The organism is Planococcus sp. MB-3u-03 (assembly GCF_002833405.1).
In the GTDB taxonomy this organism is placed as follows: domain Bacteria; phylum Bacillota; class Bacilli; order Bacillales_A; family Planococcaceae; genus Planococcus.
Genome location: NZ_CP025135.1, coordinates 3146418 through 3164051 on the forward strand (window position 1 = coordinate 3146418; position 17634 = coordinate 3164051).

Sequence of the window (17634 nt, forward strand, 5' to 3'; positions counted from 1 at the left end):
ATCAAGCTAATCAAAGCTTGATGTTTTTAGATTGCCGGGCATCCATTCCCTATTCAAAAGAAAATTTTTATACAAACATTTATTAACAAATAAAAGGATTGTAACTACTCAGATATAGTAATATTGTAGACAGATATAAAGTAATTTGGAAAGAAATGTTAAAGACACTTGCAGATAGGCCCCAACGATCAGTTGGCGAGAATGGAGACATACTATGGTGAATGATCAATCGCGGTATTCGAGGCTTGCGAACATCACACGCATTGTAAATACAAAGCTGGATTTGCATGAAGTTCTGCAGCAGGTCACGACGGCTATTTCCGAGGAAATCGTCCGATGCGATTCTGTTGGGATCTTTTTGCCAGAAGGCGATGGCACGTACCGCGGCTTTGCGGGAAAGCCTGAGATGATGAGCAGCGTGACACTGCAATCGCAAGTGATCGATCCGAAAACAGACAATCTGGCAGCGGAATTGATAGCGACACGGAAAACCATTTATATAGCGGATACATCAACAGATAACCGGCCGGACTTGAAGCCAGTAGGCGCCTTCCAAATCAATTCCTTATTGGCGTTGCCGATTTCCTTTGAAAAGGAATTCATGGGGATGGTGTTCCTGTTCAATTACGGGACCCCGATGAATTTGACGCAATCAGAGATTGAAAGTGTCGAAGCTTATGTAAATATGGCAGCGGTCGCCATTCAAAACGCGAAGAGCTTCAATCAAAAAGAGAAATTATTGAGGGAAAAGCAATTATTGCTCGACCTTACCCGTGAACTATCTTTCTGTTCGACGATCCAGGAAAGCCTGAACGTTTGCTTCGGCTATTTGAAACAGGCGTTCGGCGAGGGTGATTTTGCCGCACATATCATAAAATCGCCGAGTACGAAAGACGGCACGTCGGTCCAATTTCATGCAGCCGACGGAATGGTCGCACAAGAATGGCAGGAGCATCTCGCTAAACTGGGGACCCAAAATTATTCGGAGTTGGTCACACATGCCGTCTCACAGAAAGAGCCAATCCGCACTGATATGGGCACGAACCAAGGGTTATTGCTAATTCCAATGATATCCATAGGAGAAGTCCACGGTGTGATTTCAGCGGTATGCTGCTGCTCGGAATCAGAAAGTGCCATTGAGTTGCAGATTGCTTTCGCCCAAGCCATTATCGAGGCCACCGCTCCGGTTTTTTCGAATTTATTGTACATGGATCAATTGGAAGGAATGGCCGAAGAGCGGACGAGTGCATTGTACGCCGCGAACAAGCGGGTCAATAGTGTGATCGAAAGCATCACGGACGGTTTTTTTGTGCTCAATAAAAACTGGGAATACACTTACATCAACCAGCATCTTTTTTTACCGAAAGGCAAAAAAGCAGACGAAGTGCTCGGCAAAAACATTTGGGATGTGTTTCCGGAAACTGTCGATACACTTACCTATAACGAGTTCCATCGCGCCATGATCGACCGGGTGACGGTTCGCTTTGAGTCGCAATCCGATGCGGAAGACTTTTGGTTTGAAATTACCGCCTATCCGTTTGATGACGGCATTTGCTGCGTGCTGAAAAACATCAAGGAAAAGAAGCAGTACGAGAAAGAACTAAAACGGCTGGCCAACTTGGATTTGATCGGCCAGATGGCGGCGGGAATCAGCCACGAGATTCGCAATCCGATGACAACGGTGCGCGGTTTTCTGCAACTGATGGTCATGAACGAACAATTGGAGCCGCATGCTGCGCATTTCAACCTGATGATCGCTGAATTGGACCGGGCGAATGCCATCATCACTGAATTTCTGTCCGTTGGCAATACGCGCACTTCGGACATGAAAATGATGAGCTTAAACACCATCCTTGATGATATTTCACCATTGATCAAAATCGATACAGCCAATCAGAACAAACAAATCCATATTTACACGCAGGAAGTGCCGGAACTACTATTGAATCATAATGAAATCCGGCAATTGATCATCAATTTATACCGCAACGGACTGGAAGCGATGGATGAAGGGCAGACACTGACCATCGGCACCTATCCGGAAAACGAAAATTACGTGGTGCTGGCAGTGCAGGATCAAGGCAGCGGCATCGATCCCGCTATCATCGACAAAATCGGCACGCCTTTCTATACGACAAAAGATGAAGGCACGGGACTCGGCCTAGGCATCTGTTACGCGGTGGCGGCACGCCATAATGCCACGATCACCATCGAAACAGGACCCGAAGGCACCATCTTCTTCACGAAGTTTCCGGTTGAACCAAAGGCAGATGGTGAGCCTAATAAATAAAATTTCAGTTTCCCGACAAGTAGAAAAAACATCAAGCCAATTAAAGCTTGATGTTTTTTTCTATTTATAGAGCTCTAGTTGTGTAAATGAATTCGAAGTTGCTGCAAAAACAAATTCGCTGCACTGGAGAAAACCTGATGCTTTTTCCAAATGATATTTAAGTTCGCTTCTAGTTTTGGGCGCAATGGGATAAAACACAGTTTGCTGTCTTCGCCAGTATTCACTAACTTATCCAGACACAATGCATAGCCAATGTTTTCTTCCACCATCAATGCCGCGTTGTAGATCAAATTGTAAGTTCCAACCACACGCAGGTCCTCAATATTTTTCCCGAACCAGCCGGACATTTCATTGCTGACCGCCGTTTGGCGAGAAATCAGCAAGGGCTTATCCATCAAATCTTCAGGCTGGATAAACGGACGTTGTGCGAGCGGGCTGTCTTTTCGCATTAATACACCCCAACGGTCAGTCGCTGGCAGCTTTATATAATCGTATCTCTGCTTGTCCATCGGTTCGATGACAATACCGAAATCCAGCAAGCCATTCTTCAATTTATCGGTGATGTCGTCCGCGTTGCCGCTGTAAAGATGGAAACGGATACCCGAGTGGTTTTCGAGCAGCTCTTTGCATGCTTTCGCAATGAATCGCATCGCTTCGGTTTCACCGCCGCCAATATAAACTTCCCCGCCAATCTCTTGTTTCGTCCCTTTCAAATTAGCTTCGGTTTTCTCGGTCAATTCCACGATTTCCTTCGCTTTATTGAACAGGAACAGCCCTTCTTCCGTTAAGGTGATTTTCCGATTTCCCCGTTCAAATAAAGTCGTCCCGAGTTCCGCTTCCAGTTCTTTCAATTGCCGGGATAATGTCGGTTGAGACAAATGCAGCTGTTTGGCCGCAGCCGAAATGTTTTGTTCTTTCGCTACCGCAATAAAGTAGCGCAATACGCGAAGTTCCATAATAGCCTCTTTTTCTTATGCTCAAAAAGCATAATAGATTATTTGATATAGGTATTGGATATCTGAATCCTATCATTTTATGATGGGAACGAATAGATAATTATTTTGAAGGAGGAATTCTACATGGCAATTGAAGGAAAAGTCATTATCATTATGGGAGCATCCAGCGGCATCGGAGAAGCAACAGCCAGAATTTTAGCCGAAAAAGGCGCCAAGTTGGTATTGGCAGCGCGCAGAGAAGAGCGCTTGAAAGAGATCAAGGAATCACTGCCGGAAGCACACATCGTCTACAGAAAAGCTGATGTATCAAATCATGAAGAAGTGCAGCAAGTCATTGATTTGGCGATTGCCGAGTACGGTCAATTGGATGTACTGTTCAATAACGCCGGGATTATGCCGACCGCCCCGTTGGCTGAAACGCGACGCGACGAATGGAAAAACATGCTGGATATCAATGTCATGGGGGTGCTGAATGGCATTGCAGCGGCGTTGCCGAAGATGGTCGAACAAAAATCTGGCCACATCATCTCCACCGATTCTGTGGCAGGGCATGTGGTCTACCCGCATTCAGCCGTTTACTGCGGAACCAAATTTGCTGTCCGGGCCATTATGGAAGGCTTGAGACAAGAGCAGCGTGAAAACAACATCAAATCCACGATTATCTCACCGGGCGCTGTCCTGACCGAATTGTATACAACCATCAATGACAAAGAAGCATCGGCAGCTCTTCACCAAGCCCAATCAGAGTGGGGACTTGCCGCAGAAGATATTGCCCAGGCAGTCGCTTATGTCATCGATACACCGGATCGCGTTTCGGTCAGCGATATGATCATTCGCCCGACAGCTCAAGAGGTATAAAGAGAATAGAATAAGGAAAGGCGGTTTTCAGATGGAGATGCAAGAGTTTATCGATTTTTACAAAGCAGGCAAACCCATTTCAAGTACGGATAAAGAATTGCACGGCCTATTGGTGCAAAGCAGTTTTCAAGCCCTGAAAATCATGGTGGAGTTGAACTCAACCTTCAACACACAAGAAGAAATCGTCGCGCTGTTCTCTCAACTGACAGGCGCACCAGTCGACGCTTCGTTTTTATGTTTGCCTCCCTTCCACACGGACTTCGGCAAGAACATACGCATTGGCAAAAATGTGTTCATCAATACCGGTTGTTCGTTCCAGGACCGGGGCGGCATCACCATCGGCAATGGCTCATTGATCGGCATGAATGTCTCGATCGCTACCTTGAATCATGGCTTGCCCTTGGAAACAAGAGGCACCACCACGCCCTCTCCTGTAGTTATCGGCGAAAACGTATGGATTGGATCAAACGCCACCATCCTTCCCGGCGTGACGATCGGGGACAATGCCGTTGTGGCGGCAGGGGCTGTCGTTTCAAAAGACGTCCCTTCAAACACGGTAGTGGCAGGAGTCCCGGCAAAGGCCATAAAGAAAATTACGGAATAGCTGCGAATCATTTATTCACTAATTGGATGAGCGATAAAAAGAACGCATCGAGTCTAGGACTTGATGCGTTCTTCAACTATATAAGCCTTTTATCCATCATTTTCGGCGAAATCAAGAGCGACCGTGATATCCCCCTCTCCGACCGCTTGAGTAAATCTTTCCACATTTTCGATATAGCCGAGACGGGTATATTGATGGGAAGTTGAAAGCTTGTCATAAAAGAATACCAGGCAATCGTCTCCGTAAAGCATAATGTCCCCCGCATTAATATGCCCTGGGCTCTCAGAATTTGTTGGGAGCCTTTCTGAAAGATAAAAGAACTTTTCATTTCCATGAAGATCTTCCATATCTATGGTTAACGGAAGCAATTCAAGCAATGCTTCGGTTGTCTCGCTTTCGTAAAGTTGTGCTGAGAACACTTCGTTCCCTATTTGCAATTCTAAAGCAAGTAGATTTGCCATCTCCGCTTCCTCCCTTTCCTGGTTATCCCCGTTGCTTGGTTGTTCTTCAGCATTCGGCGCATCTCTTTCATCCGTTTCGCTCGCATCACAAGCACTTAAGCCAAGAGCCATGAGGATGATACCTAATGGCAAAGCTGTTTTTCATTTTCATTTCCCCTTCCTGTTGAGACTATGGAGAAATTTACTGAATCTAAATTAAGTAGGCTGATTTACTCGTCTTAAATAGATATTTTATATTTTCAATATCATCATAAAGCGATGGAATTCAAATGACCAATACCTATATCAAATAGTCCGGTATATGTTTTGGGCATACGATCTTTAAAAATGCCTTCAATTTAAAAACCGGACTCCATAGAGGAAGTCCGGCTTTTTGTTCTTTACCATCCACTATTTTCTAGTAGTATCGAAAAACACATTTCTTCTTACATTGTGCTCTTGTGGGCCGCGTAAGCAGATAAGCCGAGTAATTGGTAAACCGCTGCCACGTTCATATGGCTGCGAACTTGTGCCGCTAGAAAATCATACGCTTCTTCCCTTCGCTGGGCATCGGGTTTCACATCGTCTTCCAATGGTTCTAACCCTTTTTTGACTCGCAATTCATTGACTAGTTCACGCGTGAATTTCCGGTTATGGAAAATGCCATGGAGGTATGTGCCGATCACGCTTCCATCTGCACTGACTGCCCCGTCCATCCGGCCGTCCGACAGCTGCATAAATGGCAGAGCCTCCCCGCGGATAGTTGATCTTCCCAAATGAATTTCGTAGCCTGTTAGCGTTTGCCCGTCTTTTACTTGCTTGCCGGTCATTAAAACGGTTTTCTTATCCCCGACAAACACCGTGTCCACCGGCAGCAAGGAAAGGCCGCTTGCCGCTCCGCCTTCCCCGTCAACCGCTTCATGATCTACGAGTGATTCCCCAAGCAATTGAAAACCTCCGCAAACCCCAAAGATCTTGGTGCCTTGCTCGTGCAGCTGTTGAATCGCTCGATCAAAGCCGTTTTCTTTGAGCCACGCAGCATCAGCCAATGTGTTTTTGGTTCCGGGAATGACGAGCAGGTCAGGTGTACCGAGATCTTCGACTTTTCCGACCAAACGAACGCCCGTTTCCGGTTCATCGAAAAACGGGTCTATATCTGTGAAATTCGAGATTCGTGGGAGCCGGATGACGGCTATATCTACAGCAAACTCTCCTGGTTTCGGTTTTTTAAACCGCAGCGATGACAATGCAAGAGAATCTTCTGCATCGATTTGGACATCGAGATAAGGCAAGACCCCGAGCACCGGAATGCCTGTTTCTTTCTCCAGCCAGTCAATGCCATCATCGAGCAGCTCACGCATGCCACGGAATTTATTGATGATGATTCCTTTTACACGAATTCGTTCCGATTCATCGAGCAAAGCGAGCGTTCCGACGATAGCGGCGAACGCACCACCCTTGTCGATATCCACCACTAAAATGACGGCGGCATCTGCCAAGTGGGCCATGCGCATATTGGCAATGTCTTTATCCTTCAAATTGATTTCTGCAGGGCTACCGGCACCTTCAAGTACCAGCACGTCAAAATCCTGCTGCAGCCTGCGCATCGACTGCTCGACCGCCGGCATCACTTGCTGCAAGAAATCGTCGCGATAGGTTTTTGCATTCATGTCCATAAAGTGCCGGCCATGGACAATGACTTCTGACACCATGTCCTGCTTTGGCTTGAGCAAAATTGGATTCATATCAAAAGTCGCCGGAATACGGGCTGCTTCTGCTTGAACGCCCTGCGCCCTGCCGATTTCGCCGGCTGCTTCTGTCACAAACGAATTCAGCGCCATGTTCTGTGATTTAAACGGAGCCACACGGAAGCCATCGTCTGAAAAAATTCGGCATAGCGCTGTACAAATCAAGCTTTTCCCCACATCGGAAGCTGTTCCTTGAATCATAATCGAAACTGCTGGCATACTTTTCCCTCCACTCGCCAAAATAGAAAAATCCCCCGCGTGCCGCAAGGGATTGAGAAAAAACAGCAAAAAAAAGGCTGACTTCCAGCTTGTCCTTGCAAGCAAACGGGCATCCGCATAAAGGCAGGTCTCCTGGCTCGTGATCATCGCCTTCTGAATCTTCCCGAAGCATCGCTTCAGTGGCTTTTTCAGATGGCTCTCACTTACAGTGGCGGGACCGCGCCGGAATTCAACCGGCTTCCCTTTTAACTCATGTTCAAGACATAAGCAACTTTATGCATTGGATTCAAACTCTATTTTTCTTTTCATTATATACACAGTCATTCTTTCCTCACTAGCTTTACTTTTTTCATCTGTTACACCAACTGCTATACAAGCAATCGCACGCTCTATAAAATAAGAGAAAACACTAACTGAAGAGGAGAATGCCCGATGCCAAAGACAGCTTTATTAATCGTTGATGCCCAAAACGAGATGTTCGACCCAGCCAATCCCGTCCATCAAAGTGAACAATTGCTGGAGAATTTGCAGTCGTTGATCAAAAAAGCGCGTTCAGCCGATGTTCCCGTCATTTATGTGCAGCATAACGACGCCGGCCTTGTAGAAGGCACCGACTTTTGGCAAATCCATTCGTCCGTCACTCCTGAAGAAAGGGATACCGTCGTTCAAAAATGGACGCCTGATTCCTTCCATGAAACAAAGTTGCTAGAGGTATTGAAAAACAATGGCATCCAAAACCTTGTCATTGCCGGCAACCAGACTGAGCATTGTATAAATGCGACCACACGCAGCGCCAGCCAGCTGGGATTTGACGTGACACTCGCCAAAGACGCACACGGCACTTGGGATTCGGAAACAATGAGCGCACAGGAAATTATCGACCACCATAATGGCCTATTAAGCGAGTTTGTCACCTTGCAGGAGACGAAGGATATCGAGTTTTTGGGACGAGCTTAAATAACCCACGTACCTCGATAAAAAATTACAATTACTCTTCCCGGAATTTATTTTGGGAGGAGTTTTTTTATGAGAAAGTGAAGCTTTTGAGTTATGCATAAGATGCAGTCCACTAAAAAAGAAGAAACTCATATTAGAGTTTCTTCACTTCCAGTAATTCGTCATATATAAACATATATAATTATGAAACTCTGCTTTTAAAGTGTTATGGAACAGGCTATTGCATGTATCATTTTTTCTAGCAATTTCACCTTCTCTTGTTATTCCTCAAAACTCAATCAGTGAACCCTCATTAAAAGGGGTTATATAATGGTGCTCATCGAACCAATACTGGCTACACATCACACGGTCTGCTAATCACAACATTTATGTGATGTTTCGGAGACTTTTTGGCATTGTTCTCTTCAAAGAGGTGAAAAAAGCCTTTTGTGGAAAGCTTTAGGGTGGAATGGTTCATCTGTATTTATTTTACTCATCTTCTATGTTAAAATTTACTTAGTCTACTAAATGTATTATTTGGTTAAGTAAATGTACAGTTGATTTAATTTTCTTTTAGATAAGTTAAAGAATATATAAAATTATGGGAGGCAGAAAAATGAAGTTTGGAATTATAGGTGCAGGCCCCATTGGAGCCAGTCTTACTAAGAAATTAGTGAAAAATGGACATGAGGTCAAAATTGCCGATGCCCGGGACATTAAACATTTGGAAGGTAAGGACATTGCAGGAACACCTGTGGATGTCAAAGAGCTGATCACCGATATTGATGTTCTGTTAATCTCTCTCCCTCTCCATGTCATGCCGAGCATTCGGCCGATCATCGATCAAGTTGGGGATGAAGTCATCATTGCAGACACATCCAATTATTATCCATTTAGAGACAATGAAATCGAAGAAATCGAAAACGGAATGGTTGAAAGTGTTTGGGTGTCCAAGCAGCTAGGAAGACCGGTCATCAAAGCCTTCAGTAATCAATTAGCGTATACATTAGAAAATAAAGGAACTCCAGAAGGCACGACTGGCCGCATTGCCATGGCCATTGCCGGTGATGACCCCGCACAAAAACAAGTGCTGATCGATGTCGTGAATGAGCTCGGCTTCGATGCAGTGGATGCCGGTTCGTTAAGCGACTCTTGGAGAGAACAACCCGGAACTCCTGCCTACTGCACTGAACTGACAAAAGAAGAACTGATCGAAGCCTTGAATACGGCCGATAAAGAAAAAGCACCCGTCCAGCGGGATAAGGTAATGGAGAAGTTTTCAGCTGGCATGACGCATGATGATATTGTGAGAATCAACCGCGAGACCTATAATTCCTAATTCAGGAAACCCTTTTGTTAAAAACGAATGGATCAAAGAAGAAATGTTCTCATGCATCTATAAACATGATAAAAAAATGAAGCTCAGTAGCTGTCTTTTAAGCCACTGAGCTTCATTTTTTGTGTTTTTTAATTTAGCCAACTGCTTGTCATGTTATGTGAGATGTTTCTTAATTGGCTTAATCCAATATATTTAATGTGGTGAATTTATTACTTCGCGTTGGACTACTACCCGACGGATAAAGAATCCCATGACCAGGCCAATTACCGCGATCCCCACTGTAAACAAAAAGACGTTTTGCAATCCTGAAGCCATCGCATTGGCGATTTCCGCAGGCTGTGTCGGTGCAGAAGAACTGTGTAGATAGCTATCCATACCGCCTGTCAAAATACTGACGGCTACCGCTGTCCCGACTGCCCCGATCACTTGCTGCAGCGTATTCATGACCGCCGTGCCATGCGGGTATAATTCGGGCGGCAATTGATTTAGCCCGTTCGTTTGGGAAGGCATCCAAATCATTGCAATCCCAACCATCAGACCGACATGCAACGCCACGATAAATGCCACTGATGACGCAGTAGTCAATGTGGTGAAAAACCACAGCATCGTCGTAACGAGGATAAGTCCCGGAATAACGAGCCATTTCGGTCCAAATTTATCAAACAACCGGCCGATAAATGGCGACAATAGCCCATTCAACGCACTGCCAGGCAATAGCATGAGTCCCGCAATAAAGACAGACAATCCAGCACCTGTTTGCAAGAACATCGGCAGAATGATCATGCTCGACATAATGATCAACATGCTCATCATTACGAGAAGCAGCCCCACCACGTACATTGGAAATTTGAAAACCCTCAAGTTTAATAGCGGCTCCTTCATTGAGTTCTGGCGCAGCACAAAGAAGAGTAAGGCAATAAGACCAATGATGATAGAAGTGATAACGACCATACTGCCCCATCCCGCTTCTCCTTCACCAGCCTTACTAAAGCCAAAGACCACTCCTCCAAAACCGATAGTTGACAGTAGAACTGAAAACAAATCGATCCGCGGTTTTGTCACTTCAGTTACGTTTTCCAAATACTTCAGCCCGATTAACAAGCCGATGATCAGGAATGGCAGCGAGAACCAGAAAATATAATGCCATGTTAAGTATTCGATCAATAGACCGCCGATAGTCGGGCCGGTTGCGGGCGCGAACATGATGACCAGTCCGACAAATCCCATAGCCGCTCCCCGCTTTTCAGGGGGATAGATGACCAAAATGGTGTTGAACATGAGGGGAAGCAATAAGGCCATGCCTGCAGCTTGCAGCACCCGGGCCACCATCAGCATTTCAAAATTGACGGCTAGTGCCCCAACTAATGTCCCCGTAATTAAGCTAATAAGCGCACCAACGAACATCTGTCTCGTGGTAAACATTTGCAGCAGCAAGCCACTGATCGGCATCAAAATACCAAGCGTTAACAAAAATCCAGTCGTTAGCCACTGTGCGGTTGCCGCCGAAATTTCAAATACGTCCATCAAATTCACTATGGCGATGTTTAAGGCAGTCTCACTGAACATGCCGACAAACCCGACGATGAGCAACGACGATAAAATCGCTTTTGTATTGTATTGTTTCTTCATTTTTTCTCTCCCAGTAAGCTAATTAACTTAATAATGCTTTATTTTTTTGCAAAGCCTTATTTATATAAATTTGAAGCAATTGAAGTGTTTTACTCATGAGAATTCTCTTTTATCCCGCTTACTTAGTCTCAGCGCTTCCGTATTGATAAGGAACGCCCATATTCTCGCGTAATGTGTTTCCTTCATACTCTTTGTGGAACAAGCCGCGTTCCTGCAAAATCGGCACAACTTGCTCCACAAAATCGGCCACTCCATCGTAGGCGATATCCGGCACAACCGAAAAGCCATCCGTCGCGTCTGCCAAAAACCATTCTTCCAGGAAATCTGCCACTTGCACTGCGGTACCGGCAACGACCGGATGGTAATTGATAACTCCGTGCGCCAGAACGTCCCGAATGGACAATCCTTGTTTCAATAATTGCAAAGCTCTAGGGGAACGGGGATCCTGAGGGCTAGCATAGGTACGTTCCAGCAACTCCGCCGGCAAGGGCTGATCGATATCCACTGCGTGTACCGATAGCCGCAGTCCCACCATGGATCCCAGGTAGCTGACACGGCTTGGAATCTCATCGGGATTGAAACTCATCAACTGTCTCCGCCGTTCTAAACCTTCTTCTTCCGTCGCCCCGATTGAAAACATAAAGCCGGCATACATCTTGATCTCATCTGGGTTTCTGCCAAAACGAGCTGCACTTTCCCGGAGCGCTTGTCGGTGTTGCCGGGCCGACTCGATGTCATAAGGATTTGCGTAGACACCAGAAGCAAATCTTCCTGCTAATTCCAACCCTTCAGCTCCACCGCCGGCTTGGAAAATTACTGGCTGTCCTTGTTCCGACGGCGGAATTGGCAACGGGCCGCGGGAAGCGTAGTACTGTCCTTGAAGATTGATCGGCTGTATTTTATCCATATCAGCAAATTTGCCGCCTTCTGTATCCAATGTCCAAGCGTCTGGTTGCCAACTGCCCCATAACGACTGGACAATTTGAATCGATTCATGAGCCTTGGCGTATCGTTCTTTACGGCTTGCAACTTGCATACCGAAGTTCGCTGCCGCTTCTGGAGTAGATGAAGTTACCGCATTCCAGCCGACACGTCCGCGGCTAATAACATCCAGCGCCTTGAATTGCCGCGCTATATTATAAGGGTAATTGAACGTTGTGGAGTGGGTTGCCACAAGGCCGATATGCTCTGTTTCTCTGGCCACCGCCATAAGTGCCAGCATCGGATCCATCGGAAAACTTGGTGTCTGTGGGCCTAAGTCGACAGTCAATGCCGGTGTATCTGCAATGAAGATCATTTGGAATTTTCCTTTTTCCGCTATCTTCGCCCGTTCCACATAATTGTCCGTATTGGTATAAGCTGCCGGATCGGTTCCGGGCATTCTCCAAGCGCTGAATTCAGCCCCATAGCCCGAAACCATTTGTAACGCCAATTGCATCTCTTTTCGTTTTGTCATGTTAGTATTCTCCTTTTTGTTGATAGGCTTTGTTTTTTAAAATCGGCATGTACAGATTTTTTCGTCTGCCTATCTTTTTTGTATATTTCTTAAATGAACTTACAGTTAAGTTCGATTTATTTAGCTTGCTAAATAATTGATTCCTTATGACCTCGAAATTAAAGCTTGCAAGCAACTTTGTAGTGCCCTAAAAAGTTAGCCTGCTAAGTAAATAGCCAGAGAGAACTTAAAACAAGTTCTTCTCCATACGTTTCATTAAATCTCTTAATACCAAACGTTCTTCTGGTGAAATGCCATTCAGCAATTTTTCTTGCTGCTGCTTCCATTTGAAGTCAACTGGCTTTTCTATCTCTTTTCCTTTGTCCGTTAGATATATCCGCATAACCCTGCCATCTTGTTCGTCACGCTTACGGATGATAAAGCCGTTTTGTTCCAGCGATTTGACCATATTGGTGACCGTCGGTGGTTCACATTTCAAATGATCGCCCAATTGCATTTGAGTGATTCCATCTCCTGCCCATAAACGGGCGAGCAAATTGTCCTGCCCTACATAAAGATTGATCTCTCTTAAGCTTTCACTATAATCCCGACGCATCTTGGATGATACTTTATCTAACGACTCACGGATATCACAATCTACAGAGGCCTTCATAGATTTCCCTCCACTAGTCAATATATTTAGCCCACTAAATATATCATCGTGAAAATCGGCTGTCAAATGCTTTCAACCACGCTTACTCTGTCGGGATAGACTTAGAATGTTCATATTGTATACGTAAAAATAATTATTCCTTAGAAATCTGTTTATCAATTAAGGTATATTAACCTTTGTAGGCTTAAAGGAGTTGGAACTAAAAATGATAGAACAAACCCAGAGAAACTTATGGGCTCAAGTCGTGAAAACCGGAATCATCAAGTCAAATTTAATTCCAATGCTTGCAGGACTTATGCTCGCCTTATATACATATCAATATAGTTTTATAGATAATATCGTAAATATTATCTTTGCGCTTTTAGGTACTGCTGCTGTTATTGCGGCAGCTGGTTCATTCAATAATATTTATGACCGCGATATTGATTCCGTAATGGCACGAACAAAAAATCGTCCAACCGTTACCGGCACTATACCACTTAAAAAAGTGGTGGTCGTTGCAGTTCTGTTGTTAGGTGGCGGGCTAGCTTTATTGTACTTGGCCGCCCCGCTAGCCTCCTTTCTTGGATTTTTAGGCATATTCTTCTATGTGATTCCATATACCATGTGGACAAAACGCTATACAATCTGGAATACGGAAGTGGGAAGCATCTCAGGCGCGATGCCTCCTTTGATTGGGTGGGCTGCAGTAGGGCCCGATATTTGGCATCCTGCATGTTGGGCTTTATTTTTAATCCTAGTCATTTGGCAAATGCCTCATTTTTATGCGATTGCCATTCGCAAGCATGAAGATTATGCTGCTGCAAATATTCCAATGCTGCCAGTCGTAAAAAGCAGAAAACGCACCTACCTCCAAACCAATGCATATCTGATCTTGTTAGTGTTTTCCAGCTTGCTATTCCTGCCGTTAAGCCTTGGTCTGACTTTGGTTTCACTGATTCTAGGGTTATTTTGGCTAGGCTTGAGTTTATTTGGCTCACACAAGAGAGGAACTGAAGTCTGGGCGAATAAAATGTTCTTATTTTCCTTAGTCCACATGGTCGGCATTTACTTTACTGTGATTATTTACGCTTCTGTAGGGTTAATTCTAACTGCCACTTCTTGACTGGCTCAAGTATCGTTCTGCCCGGAATCACGATTTGTTATTCAATAGGCTTCTGGAAGAAAGGAAGAAGATGAGGGATTCAGGGTGCTGATTCATCTTCTTTTTTATTTTCAGCAATTAACCCGAGGACTTATATATAAATTTTGTATTTCATTTCACATAGTACTGATTGCATGAATTTGTTGCTCTAACAGCATCTATACATATTGAGTTTTTCATAAAGAAGTTGCAGACAAAAAGGCTATAACGATGCAATATGCAATCTTTGCTTTTCCTTTCTATTTGAAATTTGGACTTTAAAATCTTATTGCTCAAATTTTGAAGGTATCATTTTCTGGTAAATTCACTTTCTCTGGTGGTGCCTCGAACTTCTCTAAAATAAGGATTCTGAATATAACTTAACTGGACTTAAGTTCCATTAAAACAAGGATTACCTTCTCCGTATAACTGGTTTTAAAAGTATGCTAAGGTAAAAATATGGAAATTAAAATTTAAGAAGGGAGCCAAAACCTTGCTAAAGAAACTAAATAGAATTTTTATGATTTCAATGGTCATATTGTTTTTATTCATCATAGCAGCCTGCAGCTCCCAAACAGAAGACACACAACAAGAAGTCGTAGAGCCTAATAAACAAGACACTCAAGAAGAGTATCTAGGACGAAATCTTGAGATAGGGGTATTAGGCACTCCGCCAGAAATAGACTCAGAGAAAATCACTTTCAGTACGGTGGAGATCGAAGAGTTGAGTATCGAAACAGTCGAACAATACGATAGTTTTTTCGTCATGAAAGAGTATTTAGAAAGGGCTGCTGATGGTCCCTATACTGAAGTATTTGCAAATTCAGATGTTCTCTTTTTCTTCATCAAAACGGAAGCTTATTACTTTCCCTTTGTAGATGATGAGATAAGTTACATAGATTATTCCAAGAGAGTCCATGATGAGGAAATCTTTTCTTCAGGTTATTACCCAGCAGCTAAAGAAGGCGCTGCAGGTTGGCAATTTAACATTTTAGCAAAGGATCTTACTGAGAAAGAACATAAAGAAATTGTTAGAGGACTTTATTACGAGATGTTTAATGTCATTAGAGATTTAAAATAAATAATAAGACGGTTACCCCCCCCACTTAATAAAAAAGTGGAGGATTTATTCTGTTCTCTATTTGATTGGATCTGAATGGAACTTAATTGCTATCAAGTTCCATTCACTTTGTTAGAAATTAATGAAATCTAATTATTAGATATGACACTTATTGATATTAATTAGTATTTTTTTCTAACTCAAGCAAATACCGTATTGATGTCAAACTAGGTCCCCTTGAGAGTGAAATCAAAGATAAGAAGTATCAAGATTCATTGTTCATGTTTACTTTTTTTGGCTGCATTGGAATTGAGATAGATGGTATATCCAACTGTTATGAGCAAAAATATAATTCCATAACCAATCTCTAGATTCAGCCAATATACAGATAAAATTAATGTTATGGCGACAATGATGAGCAGTTGCAGGCTTGATCGATGATATTTATTCATTGCTTTCCACCTCATTTCCCGTTCGATTATTTATGTAGAGGAACGACCTATAAATCTCGGAAGGAATGTAACTTAATTCAGATTAGTGAAAATCCATACTTCGAAAATTAACTTTTAGAATTAAATCTTTTCTAGCGATTTAAATTCTCACTATCAATTTCTGGAGGTTCTTTCTCTTTCTCTGTTAACTTCAAGCTGGTCAATCCAGAGAACAAGGCAAATATTAGTGCACCTTGCCAAGTGATTGAAATGTTCGTCATGAAGTTATCAAGCAGTTCAATTAACGCAAAAGTAAGCAGTGCATTTAAACTAAATACCAACCATCCCTTACTTGATTGAATCATGCCAACCGATTTTAACGCTTTTGGTATGGCATTTGTAATGAGTGAGAGAGGCATTTCTAGAAATAGATATAGAAAAAAGAAAAATACTAGAGCACCAATTGAGTCATATTGAAAGCCCAGCACTCTTAAGAAGATGTATTCAAAAAACGTGATAATCATCAAAATTGTGAGGACGACACATGCACAGATGCTAATTGTTTTGATTTTATTCAGTTCGAACGCCCCCCTTGCTATTATGTACGTGAATGTAACTTAACTGCAATTACGTTACATATCATTTTCATATTCTCAATCCTTCTAAACAGTGCCTCTTACTGTCGATTTTCAATTTTGATCTAAATTAAATTCTTTGAGATTCAGCAACAATTCAATGAGTCTAGTAAATAAACTGCGTTGAGCTGGATTCTCCCAATCCTCTTTCACATCCGCCATCAACCACATCACTTCATCTAGAAAGATATGTTCGAGTGCTTTCGGCCAGCATGTTTTCTCTTCTTGGGATAAGGTTACGAATTCCCCATATCCGCTTAGAAATAAATCCCATTGATTTCTTGTGAACGGCTGGTCCGGTGCCGAAATCAGTTCGTTGTGAAACAGCAGCAAAACCAATGCTAAATCAAAGATACGGGGAACCCATGTCGCATTATCTGGATCAATCAAATATGGTTGAGGGGTATAAATAAGATTGTTCGCTTTAAAATCATACGGTGTTGCAACAGATGGCAATGCAATTTCCTTCAACTCCTCCTGTTGATAAACAGCCTTTAATAAACGGCTCTTTAATTCAAGGCCTATTACGATCCCATGCGGAGCTGCATTCTCCACAATATCTTGGAAACTCTCGTCAACTTCCTCTTCGGTAAAGTCATATACATCGTACTCCTCCAATTCAAATTCATTCCCAGAAGACGATAGTGAATGTATCCTTCCGAGCAACCTGCCTGCTTCCATAATTTCATGAGGCGTCGCTGAATAAGGTTCTCCTGTGATGAAAGGGTACACAACGAAGGTATTCTCCTCAAAAGTCATCGGATTGTTCGCTGGAATCTTTGCTGGAGTGACCACCTCAATGCCTTGTTCGTTCAACTTTTTTATGTAATCCATAAGATGATGTGCTTTTTGAATGGGGTGCTGCGTTTTTTTAATTATGAAATCCCCTTCTGTACCTGCCACCCGGTAGACCGGCGAAAACGGGTAGATACTGACTGGCTCTTTTTCGGCTTCGAAACCAAATTTCTTCACGATGGTTTTAGCATTCATTTTATTCCTCCTCGTTTTTAATAATGGATTCTTTTGTTTGAGATCCATCATTTATACTCCGCCTCTATATTTTACCAATATTTAGAAAAAATAATAAATATGTAGATATACACCCTAAAAGCATTCGCAAAAGTAAAATTTTAAGTACAAAAAAAAGAAAGCTAGTTTACTACTAGCTCCGTAATATTTAAATATCTTCTACTAGACTCAATAGAAGTTAGTCATTTATTAATTTCCGTAAAATTATTGAATATTCTACTCAAGGTCA

15 protein-coding genes and 1 riboswitch are annotated in these 17634 nt (G+C 43.2%); of the genes, 7 read left to right on the top strand and 8 right to left on the bottom strand.

What is annotated here, in order from left to right; genetic code table 11:
• Positions 1-214: 214 nt before the first annotated feature.
• Positions 215-2290 carry a GAF domain-containing sensor histidine kinase gene (locus CW734_RS16975; protein WP_101191924.1) on the top strand — a complete coding sequence of 692 codons (2076 nt, stop codon included), beginning with the start codon at positions 215-217 and terminating at the stop codon, positions 2288-2290.
• 74 nt (positions 2291-2364) lie between these two features.
• Here the strand turns inward: CW734_RS16975 and CW734_RS16980 are convergent, their stop codons facing one another.
• Positions 2365-3246 (bottom strand): LysR family transcriptional regulator, encoded by an 882-nt coding sequence (locus CW734_RS16980; protein ID WP_101191925.1) that lies wholly within the window; start codon positions 3244-3246, stop codon positions 2365-2367.
• 123 nt (positions 3247-3369) lie between these two features.
• Here CW734_RS16980 and CW734_RS16985 point away from each other — a divergent pair, with 123 nt between their 5' ends.
• Entirely contained in the window at positions 3370-4104 is a 735-nt protein-coding gene (locus CW734_RS16985; protein WP_101191926.1) for an SDR family oxidoreductase, read from the top strand.
• 31 nt (positions 4105-4135) lie between these two features.
• On the top strand, positions 4136-4708 hold the full coding sequence (locus CW734_RS16990) for a DapH/DapD/GlmU-related protein (RefSeq protein ID WP_101191927.1): 573 nt from the start codon (positions 4136-4138) through the stop codon (positions 4706-4708).
• Positions 4709-4797: 89 nt separating this feature from the next.
• On the opposite strand, the gene CW734_RS16995 is transcribed toward CW734_RS16990, so the two are convergent.
• A complete protein-coding gene (locus CW734_RS16995; RefSeq protein ID WP_198551097.1) occupies positions 4798-5280 on the bottom strand; it encodes a cyclophilin-like fold protein in 483 nt (160 codons plus the stop codon).
• A gap of 314 nt (positions 5281-5594) precedes the next feature.
• Positions 5595-7115: a cobyric acid synthase gene (locus CW734_RS17000; protein WP_101191928.1), complete on the bottom strand. Its 1521-nt coding sequence runs from the start codon at positions 7113-7115 to the stop codon at positions 5595-5597.
• 105 nt (positions 7116-7220) lie between these two features.
• A riboswitch (cobalamin riboswitch) is annotated at positions 7221-7405 on the bottom strand.
• A gap of 142 nt (positions 7406-7547) precedes the next feature.
• Between CW734_RS17000 and CW734_RS17005 the strand changes: the two genes are divergently transcribed.
• Both CW734_RS17005 and CW734_RS17010 read left to right on the top strand, forming a co-directional pair.
• Positions 7548-8072: a cysteine hydrolase family protein gene (locus CW734_RS17005; RefSeq protein WP_101191929.1), complete on the top strand. Its 525-nt coding sequence runs from the start codon at positions 7548-7550 to the stop codon at positions 8070-8072.
• A gap of 595 nt (positions 8073-8667) precedes the next feature.
• The gene (locus CW734_RS17010) at positions 8668-9390 is read left to right on the top strand and encodes an NADPH-dependent F420 reductase (RefSeq protein ID WP_101191930.1); all 723 of its coding nucleotides are present in this window, start codon (positions 8668-8670) and stop codon (positions 9388-9390) included.
• 192 nt (positions 9391-9582) lie between these two features.
• Here the strand turns inward: CW734_RS17010 and CW734_RS17015 are convergent, their stop codons facing one another.
• The 3 genes from CW734_RS17015 to CW734_RS17025 all read right to left on the bottom strand — a co-directional run bounded on the left by CW734_RS17015 (position 9583) and on the right by CW734_RS17025 (position 13127).
• Entirely contained in the window at positions 9583-11019 is a 1437-nt protein-coding gene (locus CW734_RS17015) for a DHA2 family efflux MFS transporter permease subunit (protein WP_101191931.1), read from the bottom strand.
• A 118-nt stretch (positions 11020-11137) separates the two neighbouring features.
• Complete coding sequence (locus CW734_RS17020; RefSeq protein ID WP_101191932.1) at positions 11138-12475, bottom strand: NtaA/DmoA family FMN-dependent monooxygenase; 1338 nt, start codon at positions 12473-12475, stop codon at positions 11138-11140.
• Positions 12476-12701: 226 nt separating this feature from the next.
• Positions 12702-13127: a MarR family winged helix-turn-helix transcriptional regulator gene (locus tag CW734_RS17025; protein ID WP_101191933.1), complete on the bottom strand. Its 426-nt coding sequence runs from the start codon at positions 13125-13127 to the stop codon at positions 12702-12704.
• A 205-nt stretch (positions 13128-13332) separates the two neighbouring features.
• On the opposite strand from CW734_RS17025, the gene cyoE reads away from it, so the two are divergent.
• Together cyoE and CW734_RS17035 are read left to right on the top strand one after the other, a co-directional pair.
• Positions 13333-14232, top strand: a complete 900-nt coding sequence (gene cyoE / locus CW734_RS17030) for a heme o synthase (protein ID WP_101191934.1) — start codon at positions 13333-13335, stop codon at positions 14230-14232.
• A gap of 511 nt (positions 14233-14743) precedes the next feature.
• Positions 14744-15331 carry a hypothetical protein gene (locus tag CW734_RS17035; RefSeq protein ID WP_101191935.1) on the top strand — a complete coding sequence of 196 codons (588 nt, stop codon included), beginning with the start codon at positions 14744-14746 and terminating at the stop codon, positions 15329-15331.
• Positions 15332-15893: 562 nt separating this feature from the next.
• Here CW734_RS17035 and CW734_RS17045 read toward each other — a convergent pair.
• Together CW734_RS17045 and CW734_RS17050 are read right to left on the bottom strand one after the other, a co-directional pair.
• On the bottom strand, positions 15894-16265 hold the full coding sequence (locus tag CW734_RS17045; protein ID WP_232787286.1) for a YrvL family regulatory protein: 372 nt from the start codon (positions 16263-16265) through the stop codon (positions 15894-15896).
• Positions 16266-16430: 165 nt separating this feature from the next.
• Positions 16431-17417, bottom strand: coding sequence for a phosphotransferase (locus CW734_RS17050; RefSeq protein ID WP_232787120.1), 987 nt, complete (start codon positions 17415-17417; stop codon positions 16431-16433).
• Between the last annotated feature and the right edge of the window lie 217 nt (positions 17418-17634).

Coding starts and splice junctions, on each gene's coding strand:
- CW734_RS16975 (WP_101191924.1), top strand. CDS start 215: ATGGTGAATGATCAATCGCGGTATTCGAGGCTTGCGAACATCACACGC.
- CW734_RS16980 (WP_101191925.1), bottom strand. CDS start 3,246: ATGGAACTTCGCGTATTGCGCTACTTTATTGCGGTAGCGAAAGAACAA.
- CW734_RS16985 (WP_101191926.1), top strand. CDS start 3,370: ATGGCAATTGAAGGAAAAGTCATTATCATTATGGGAGCATCCAGCGGC.
- CW734_RS16990 (WP_101191927.1), top strand. CDS start 4,136: ATGGAGATGCAAGAGTTTATCGATTTTTACAAAGCAGGCAAACCCATT.
- CW734_RS16995 (WP_198551097.1), bottom strand. CDS start 5,280: ATGGCTCTTGGCTTAAGTGCTTGTGATGCGAGCGAAACGGATGAAAGA.
- CW734_RS17000 (WP_101191928.1), bottom strand. CDS start 7,115: ATGCCAGCAGTTTCGATTATGATTCAAGGAACAGCTTCCGATGTGGGG.
- CW734_RS17005 (WP_101191929.1), top strand. CDS start 7,548: ATGCCAAAGACAGCTTTATTAATCGTTGATGCCCAAAACGAGATGTTC.
- CW734_RS17010 (WP_101191930.1), top strand. CDS start 8,668: ATGAAGTTTGGAATTATAGGTGCAGGCCCCATTGGAGCCAGTCTTACT.
- CW734_RS17015 (WP_101191931.1), bottom strand. CDS start 11,019: ATGAAGAAACAATACAATACAAAAGCGATTTTATCGTCGTTGCTCATC.
- CW734_RS17020 (WP_101191932.1), bottom strand. CDS start 12,475: ATGACAAAACGAAAAGAGATGCAATTGGCGTTACAAATGGTTTCGGGC.
- CW734_RS17025 (WP_101191933.1), bottom strand. CDS start 13,127: ATGAAGGCCTCTGTAGATTGTGATATCCGTGAGTCGTTAGATAAAGTA.
- cyoE (WP_101191934.1), top strand. CDS start 13,333: ATGATAGAACAAACCCAGAGAAACTTATGGGCTCAAGTCGTGAAAACC.
- CW734_RS17045 (WP_232787286.1), bottom strand. CDS start 16,265: ATGATTATCACGTTTTTTGAATACATCTTCTTAAGAGTGCTGGGCTTT.
- CW734_RS17050 (WP_232787120.1), bottom strand. CDS start 17,417: ATGATGGATCTCAAACAAAAGAATCCATTATTAAAAACGAGGAGGAAT.